The sequence below is a fragment of the Nitrospinota bacterium genome (assembly GCA_009873635.1).
Classification (GTDB): Bacteria; Nitrospinota; Nitrospinia; order Nitrospinales; family VA-1; genus LS-NOB.
On the sequence record WAHY01000037.1, the window covers coordinates 5,590 to 13,590 of the forward strand.

Annotated in this window: 6 protein-coding genes; 3 read left to right on the forward strand and 3 right to left on the reverse strand. The window is 45.8% G+C overall.

Going from position 1 to position 8,001, the window contains the following annotated elements; all coding sequences use genetic code 11:
- Window positions 1–32 precede the first annotated feature (32 nt).
- Both F3741_12250 and F3741_12255 read left to right on the forward strand, forming a co-directional pair.
- Entirely contained in the window at window positions 33–740 is a 708-nt protein-coding gene (locus F3741_12250; GenBank protein MZG31551.1) for a transglutaminase domain-containing protein, read from the forward strand.
- A 424-nt stretch (window positions 741–1,164) separates the two neighbouring features.
- Window positions 1,165–4,800 (forward strand): vitamin B12-dependent ribonucleotide reductase, encoded by a 3,636-nt coding sequence (locus F3741_12255; protein ID MZG31552.1) that lies wholly within the window; start codon window positions 1,165–1,167, stop codon window positions 4,798–4,800.
- 82 nt (window positions 4,801–4,882) lie between these two features.
- On the opposite strand, the gene F3741_12260 is transcribed toward F3741_12255, so the two are convergent.
- Both F3741_12260 and F3741_12265 read right to left on the reverse strand, forming a co-directional pair.
- Window positions 4,883–5,749 carry a formylglycine-generating enzyme family protein gene (locus F3741_12260; protein ID MZG31553.1) on the reverse strand — a complete coding sequence of 289 codons (867 nt, stop codon included), beginning with the start codon at window positions 5,747–5,749 and terminating at the stop codon, window positions 4,883–4,885.
- Entirely contained in the window at window positions 5,746–6,159 is a 414-nt protein-coding gene (locus tag F3741_12265; protein MZG31554.1) for a tetratricopeptide repeat protein, read from the reverse strand. Before F3741_12265 ends, F3741_12260 begins: the two co-directional genes overlap by 4 nt.
- Window positions 6,160–6,161: 2 nt before the next feature.
- On the opposite strand from F3741_12265, the gene F3741_12270 reads away from it, so the two are divergent.
- Entirely contained in the window at window positions 6,162–7,445 is a 1,284-nt protein-coding gene (locus F3741_12270; GenBank protein ID MZG31555.1) for a hypothetical protein, read from the forward strand.
- A gap of 51 nt (window positions 7,446–7,496) precedes the next feature.
- Here the strand turns inward: F3741_12270 and F3741_12275 are convergent.
- Window positions 7,497–8,001: hypothetical protein (locus F3741_12275; GenBank protein MZG31556.1), on the reverse strand; the 505-nt coding region annotated here is incomplete at its 5' end.

Genomic DNA, 8,001 nt, shown 5'->3' on the forward strand with positions numbered 1-8,001 from the left:
ATGAACCGTTGACGGTCAGCAGCCTGATAACGATGAGTCGTGTTAAGCCCAGTCAGCCTATAGACCGGCCGGACAGGACTAGGGAACTGGTTTTTCACCTTAAGCCCCTGCGATCTCCTAAACTCGTTCCTCAAGATCACCGGCAAAAGGTTATCAGGTCAGAAACACTGCCGAACGGTTTTTATAGTGTCACGTTGAGCGTTAAAACAGAACCGGAAACGACTGCCATTAAATCAAGTGAGCGCGGAAAGCCTTTAAAAGACTCAAGGTACCTGGAAGAATCTGCTGAGGTGCAATCCCGTCACCCAATGATCCGGGCTTTAGCTAAAGAACTTGTCGGAGATACTCAGAATCATTGGAAAGTGGCTAAAGACATCAACCGTTGGGTCTATCTGAACCTGAAAAAAGAACTGGTGGATACCGTCTCAGCACTGGATGCACTGCATGAAAGAAGGGGCGAGTGCCAATCGCATACATTTCTGTTCACAGCATTGTCCCGCGCATCGGGCATCCCTACCCGTATTGTGAACGGACTGGTGTATTCGAAAGAATATGCCGGATTTCTTTATCATGCCTGGCCTGAAGTTTATGTGGGCGAATGGCGAGCTCTGGATCCGACGTTTGGTCAGGATGTCGTGGACGCCACTCACATCAAGCTTACAGAAGGAACCAAAGATGGCCCCTTTGGCTTAATGGAGTTTGTTGGCAAAGTGGAAATTGACTGGTCCCTCCCTCACTAGGCGTGAAGCCAGCGAGCAATAGTTTTTCAGTGCAAGCCAGGAGTGTTCTCGGCTGAACAACCTGCTCTCAAGTTATCTTTGGAGTTGCGCCGCTTTCCCTTAAAAATCAGCGATGAAAAAAACATTTTTTGATTTTCTTTCTATTGATTTTCGTTTTTTATTTGCCTATATTAAAAGGTATGGCAATTAGTGAAACCTTTATGTTTTACGGTCTTGAAAGAAAGTTTTCAGGGCTTCCCACATTTCGATTGACATACAACATCTTGTATAATATTTTGCTGAGCGACACAAAATATAGATATTTTGTGATTCGAATTACCCGAAATTTTTTCAAGCAAAAGTGCGGTTTAGGGAGAGCTGACCTTCGAGTCTTTGGCTCATAACTTATTAAAACTGTTGAAATTATCTTCTTAAGCGAGGTGGAATGCGAATCGACCGGATATTTACTCAAAAACCTACCACCACAGAGCATCAGGATCCCTATGAAGGGATTAATTTTGTAGAGCGGGTTTCTAAAATTACCAATGCCAATGGGTCTGTAGTTTCTGAGATCAAGAATGTATTGGTGCCTGACAATTGGTCTCAGGTGGCAGTCGATATTATGGCGCAGAAATATTTTCGCAAGGCAGGAGTTCCTGCCCGGTTAAAAAAGAAGTTTGAGCCGGGGTTGCCTGAATGGCTTTGTCCATCGGTTCCTGATGAAGAGGCTCTTAGTCAACTTCCTGAATCCGCTCAGTTTTCCCGGGAAACCACATCCCAGGAAGTTTTTCATCGCCTGGCCGGATGCTGGACATATTGGGGGTGGAAAAATAATTGTTTCAGTAGTGAGAAAGACGCGCGTGCATATTTTGATGAGATGCGTTATATGCTTGCACGGCAGTTGGCGGCACCCAATTCTCCTCAATGGTTTAACACCGGGATAAACTGGGCCTACGGCCTGGAAGGGCCGGCGCAGGGCCATTATTATTTCGATGAGGAAGCGGGCAAATTGGCAAAATCTCAAAATGCTTATGAACGGCCTCAACCGCATGCCTGCTTCATTCTCTCTGTTGATGATGACTTGGTAGGTGACGGTGGGATCATGGACTTGTGGCGGCAGGAAGCCCGCTTGTTTAAGTTTGGATCTGGGACCGGTAGTAACTTCTCGAACCTTCGTGGAGATGGCGAACCACTTTCTGGTGGTGGCAAATCTTCCGGGTTGATGAGTTTCTTGAAAATTGGTGACCGTGCAGCCGGTGCGATCAAGTCAGGTGGAACCACACGACGCGCGGCCAAGATGGTAACGCTCGACATGGATCATCCTGACATTGAAGAGTTTGTTGAATGGAAAGTCAAGGAAGAGCGTAAAGTAGCGGCACTTGCATCGGGAAGCAAAATGACCCGTCGGTGTTTGAAAGAAATCATAAAAGCTTGCTGGGCAAAGGATGAAAGTGAAGAGACGCGTTTTGATGTACAGAAAAACAAAGCCCTGAAAAAAGCTGTACGTAAAGGATTGGATTGTTTCGTTCCGGAAAACTATATTTACCGCGTTATCCAACTGGCCCGACAAGGTGTCAAGGACATTGAGTTTGAAGAGTATGACACGAGTTGGACTTCAGAAGGATACCTGACAGTTTCAGGACAGAACTCCAACAACTCGGTCCGATTAACCAATGAGTTTCTCCGTGCGGTGGAGTGTGATGGAGAGTGGAACCTGACTCGCAGAACAGACGGTGAAACGGTCAAGACCCTTGCCGCTAAAGATTTGTGGGAAAAAGTAAATCATTCAGCCTGGTCCAGTGCCGACCCGGGACTTCAGTTTCACACGACCATCAATGAATGGCATACCTGCCCAGAAGACGGTCCTATCCGTGCTTCCAACCCTTGCTCTGAATACATGTTCCTTGATGACACGGCTTGTAATCTGGCATCGATTAACCTGATGCGTTTTTACGATGAAGATAAGGGAGTTTTTGAAATAGAAAACTACCGGCATGCTTGCCGTCTGTGGACCCTGACGCTGGAAATTTCAGTGATGATGGCGCAGTTTCCTAATCAGGCTATTGCTCAAAAGAGTTTTGAATTTCGCACCCTGGGTCTTGGTTATGCCAACCTGGGAGCATTGCTCATGGTGATGGGGATACCTTATGATTCTGAAAATGGCCGGGCTATTGCTGGAGCGATTTCAGCAATGACAACAGGTGCTGCCTATGCCATGTCGGCTGAAATGGCTGGAGAGCTGGGACCTTTCGCGGGCTATAAGAAAAACAGAGACGCTATGCTCCGTGTTCTGAAAAATCACCAGCGTGCGGCGCATAATGTGGAGGCTCATGAATATGAAGGACTCACCGTATACCCTCAGGGTATCCAGGCGGAACATTGTCCTTCCTATCTCCTTGATGCGGCCCAGAAAGAGTGGGCTGACGCACTTTCTTTAGGAGAACGCTATGGTTACCGCAATGCCCAGACTACCTGCATAGCACCTACGGGCACAATTGGGTTGTTGATGGATTGTGATACCACGGGTATTGAGCCGGACTATGCTTTGATCAAATATAAGAAACTGGCTGGAGGCGGTTATTTCAAGATTATCAACCAATCCGTTCCTGGTGCGCTTAGAAGGCTGGGTTACAAGCCTGACGAGATCAAGGATATTGTCGATTACTGCGTGGGAACGGGAAGCCTGGATACGGCTCCATATATCAACAGGGCTTCGTTACGTAAAAAAGGCTTCACCGATGATATTCTGGATAATATCCAGCTTGAACTGCCGATGGCTTTCGATATCAGTTTTGCGTTCAATAAATTTGTTTTAGGGGAATCGTTCTGCAAAGAGGTCTTGAAGTTAACGGATGAACAATTAAACTCCCCAACTTTTAAAATGCTTGAGCATCTGGGTTTTACCGATGAGGAGGTTCAGTCGGCCAATGACAGCATTTGTGGAAGAATGACGGTAGAAGATGCCCCTCACCTGAAAGAGCGCCACTATCCTGTTTTTGATTGTGCCAACCAATGCGGAAAATATGGCAAACGTTTCATTCGCCCCGAGGCGCACATCCGGATGATGGCAGCAGCCCAGCCTTTCCTTTCAGGCGCAATCTCCAAAACCATCAATATGCCTAATGACTCGACCATTACAGATGTTGAGAGAGCGCATATGCTGAGCTGGAAACTGATGCTGAAAGGTACCGCCGTCTATCGCGATGGCTCCAAACTAAGCCAGCCGTTAAACAGTGTTGCGACAGATAGCTTCAACCAGCTGAAGATGGAAGAAGAGGCGCCGGCTATGCAAGCCGCCAAACAGATCATTGAAGTGGTGCGTGAGCATAAAAGAAAAGCTCTGCCTCACCGGAGAAAAGGTTATACGCAGAAAGCCTCTATCGGTGGCCACAAGGTTTATCTTAGAACAGGCGAGTATGATGATGGGACTCTTGGAGAAATTTTCATCGATATGCATAAGGAAGGCGCGGCCTACCGCAGTTTGATGAACTGCTTTGCCATTGCGATTTCGCTTGGTCTGCAACACGGGGTTCCGCTTGAAGAGTTTTCCGATGCGTTTGTGTTCACCAGGTTTGAACCGAATGGAATTGTTACCGGTAATAAAGCGATCACCATGTCCACATCAACGATTGATTATATTTTCAGAGAACTCGCAATCACATACCTGGGCAGGACCGATCTGGCCCAAGTGACTCCGGATGATTTGCGGGCAGACTCCATCGGGAAAAAGGATCAACAGTCCAGCGATGAGGAAACAGTGTTTGATCCTGATGATTCTTCAGAAAGACCATCTTTATTAGAAGGTACGCCAGCGGTTGAAACTGCTGCGAAGACTGAAGCAGTGACTAGACCAGTTGTTGCGGTTCCTTCTAACGGAAATGGTAATGGCAACGGAAATGGAGCGCAGGTCTCTACAGCAGAGAACAGCGCATCAGTTGGAACTGCGACGACTACGGCAGTGATAGCTAAACTTAAAGGCTATGAAGGTGATGCCTGCCAGGAATGCGGAAGCTTGACATTAGTTCGAAACGGAACTTGTTTGAAGTGCATGACCTGTGGAGCAACTTCGGGTTGCTCTTGATTCACCACCCCGCCTGAATAGATAGTTTGCAGGAGTTCAGCCAGCGAGTTCTTCGCTGGCTTCTCTTGTTTTAGGCCAGGATTTATCTTTTTTGTTCCAGAGACTTTGCGCACCGAAAACCAAATGTCGGATTGTTCATTTTTAGATCGACATGGTTACGAAATGAAATACGTGCCTGGTTTTGATCGCTGGTCCAACCTCCGCCTTTAACGATTTGGGTGTCAGGTTGGGGCCGAGAAGATTTTTTACTATCCACCCATTCCCAGACATTCCCTGACATATCCACAAGACCGCTGGGACTGGCCCCCTTCAAAAATGAACCGACAGGAGCAGAATAAAGATACCCATCTTCTTCTCCCCTTAAATTAGAGTGTTTTGGAAGAAAAACTTTTCCCCATGGGTAAGAGAAATTGTTGGCACCTCTTGCCGCAGCCTCCCATTCCTCTTCTTGTGGAAGTCGTTTGCCTGCCCACCTGCAATACTTGCTTGCCTGAATCCAGTTGATACCCATCGCCGGGCAGTTTGGGCACTCTTTCCCGTTGGTGAATGGTTTTTCATTATAGCTGGATTGATATTTGCGGAATTGCGAGACTGTGACTTCTGCCCGGTCAATATAAAAAGCTTGCAGGGTAATAAAAGAAGAATTTTCTCTGTTAAGAGTTCCGCGAGAAGGAATTTGCATCTGCCCGGTATGATACTTGCCCGCATCGATCAGGATCATCAAGGACTTGTCCTTTTCGTTCAATATTGTAGGGAGCAGAGAGGTTTTCACCGTACCACGCAAAACGGGGGTCTTTTTCTTGAGAATGGTATCAGGTTTTTTGGAAGACGATTTTTTTACAGATTGCTCTGCCGGATAAGCCCTTCGATATCGTTTGCGGTGCTTCTTGGTAGGAGCGCAGGCACTGACCCAGGTAAACAGGACGATGAAAAGTATTAATGGTCTCAAGGCTTGTCCTTGCTCATGATGGAGTCCATTTCACCTTTAAGTCGACGGTACTTCGCAAAGCTTTTCTCTGCTTCTTCTTTTTTACCCATTAGCTCGTAGGTATAACCCAGGCTGTACCAGGAGTTGAAATGAGTGGGGTCTAGCTGAATGGCGGTCTTGAAAGCCTTCTCGGCTTGTTCAAATTTCTTTTCAAGATTATAAATTCCTCCTAACCCATAATAGCCCTCAAGGTTTTTGGGGTCTGCTTTGACTGCGTTCATAAAAGACTCCCCGGCTTTTTCATATTGTCCAGCATTAGAATACTCAATTCCCTCCTGAACATATTTTTGGGCACTCTTATTTTCTCCACATTGGGTTAAAATCAGTCCTGTGAAGATAAGGGTAGAAATTTTCAGGTAGAGCGGTTTCATAGTTGGACCGGTCAAGATTTGAGGAAAATAACAACATTGATAAACGCATTCAATATAACACCAATGTTTCTTCCTTCTTATATAAAAAAGTCATGACATCATTTGAGTTGATCCTGATAGTTGGAGTTGCATGTCTCCTGCCGGTTTTTTGCGTCATGGTTTTATACTGGAAGGAGGGGAAAGTGATTGCCAGACTTTGGCGGTTTGTCGGTACTAGATATTCAAAACTCCAGGGCAGATTGAATGAAAATAACTCGCCAGAGGAGCATCGTGCGCTGGTACTTGTGCTGGATGCCTGTTCTGAAAAACAAGAAAATACAGAGAATGGAATCGAGTCTATAGTTGCGGATAGCTTGCGATTAATTTATGGCATTGCCCATATTTATTATCCTGAAGGAAAAAAGCCACTGGAGCAGGCACGGATCGGCGAGGTTTTTACAGCTTTTCGGGAAATGAATCAGCAGATCCTGACATTGCTGGAGTTTGCCGGTATTGACAAAGTGGCTCAGTTTCGTCTGCGTGAAGTAGTGCCATGTTCTGAGAAGGGAATGAATAATGTAGATACAAATAAAACTATATTATTTGGGTTCTCCCGGATACGGTCCTGGTTATTAAATCGCCTGGTCATTCGATCACTGAAACGTCTCTGGATATTGATAACAGGGGAGGCTGCGATTAAAGTTTATGGTCGTCATCAAACTGATGAAGCCTTTGAACCGGAATTTTTGCTGGATGAAATGGATCATTTGCAGGAGGATGAGGATTTTCCCTTGCCAGATGAAGTTCGCACCATCGTAGAAACATCAAGAAAAAGTATTTTGCTTTCGATTAAGCCTTTGCCTTATAAGGAGGCGGAGTTTCTTTACAGTGCCTTGGTAACAAACATTGCCCGGTTCTGGCATCCTCAGTCCTCAACACCTCTCTATGAAGTTACGGTTTATGATTTACTGAAGTGCCTGGCAGGTTATTTGGAGTGGGCGGGGCGGCTGAACGAGAAGCCGGTGCTGAACAAAATGCTGGATTTAAAAGTATCCTGTTTAACAGGTGCCAAAGAGGTGGCGATCCCTTTCACGGATAATCAGTTTTATGACTGGTTTAAGAAGTATCAGGTAGGGCGGGCGGCTAAATGGGGCAGGACAATTTTTAAGACCCTGCAAAAAAAACAGCCCGGAATTCTGTTTCGCGACGTAGCTTTGGGAATCGTTAAAGAAGGAAGCAAACGCTGGTTGATGCTCTATCTGCACGACAAAATTGCAGAAGAGACAAACAAATTATATAGGGCTTAGTGTCTAAAAATTAGAGTCTCGTTAGGGGTTATTCCGGCAAGACGGACGGTTTTAATCTAAATCATAATTTGATTTATAGTCTTCTGTCAGTTTGAGGTTTTGGTGGTTTTTGTGCAGAATGGAATTTCCACAGACCAGCAATTCAATTTCTGTTCCCATGAAGCATCTGAAGGCATCTGTTGGGGATGCGACGATCGGCTCTCCTCGAACATTGAAGGATGTGTTGACCACTATTGGACAACCCGTCAGCTCCTTGAACCTGGATATTAACGAGTGAAAAAGCGGATTGGTTTCTTTGTGGACAGTTTGTATCCGGGCTGAGTAGTCAATGTGGGTTATTGCTGGAACTTCTGATCGCTTAATATTCAGTTTATCGATCCCAAATAATTTTTTTTCGTCATCCGTCATTTCTCTTCGAAGAGACTTCTGGACATCGGCGACCAGGAGCATATAGGGGCTGTCATAATCTATCTCGAACCAGTCAGCAACATCTTCACGTAAGATGGCCGGCGCAAAAGGTCTAAAGCTTTCTCGGTATTTGACTTTAAGGTTGAGT

Coding starts and splice junctions, on each gene's coding strand:
- F3741_12255 (MZG31552.1), top strand. CDS start 1,165: ATGCGAATCGACCGGATATTTACTCAAAAACCTACCACCACAGAGCAT.
- F3741_12265 (MZG31554.1), bottom strand. CDS start 6,159: ATGAAACCGCTCTACCTGAAAATTTCTACCCTTATCTTCACAGGACTG.
- F3741_12250 (MZG31551.1), top strand. CDS start 33: ATGAGTCGTGTTAAGCCCAGTCAGCCTATAGACCGGCCGGACAGGACT.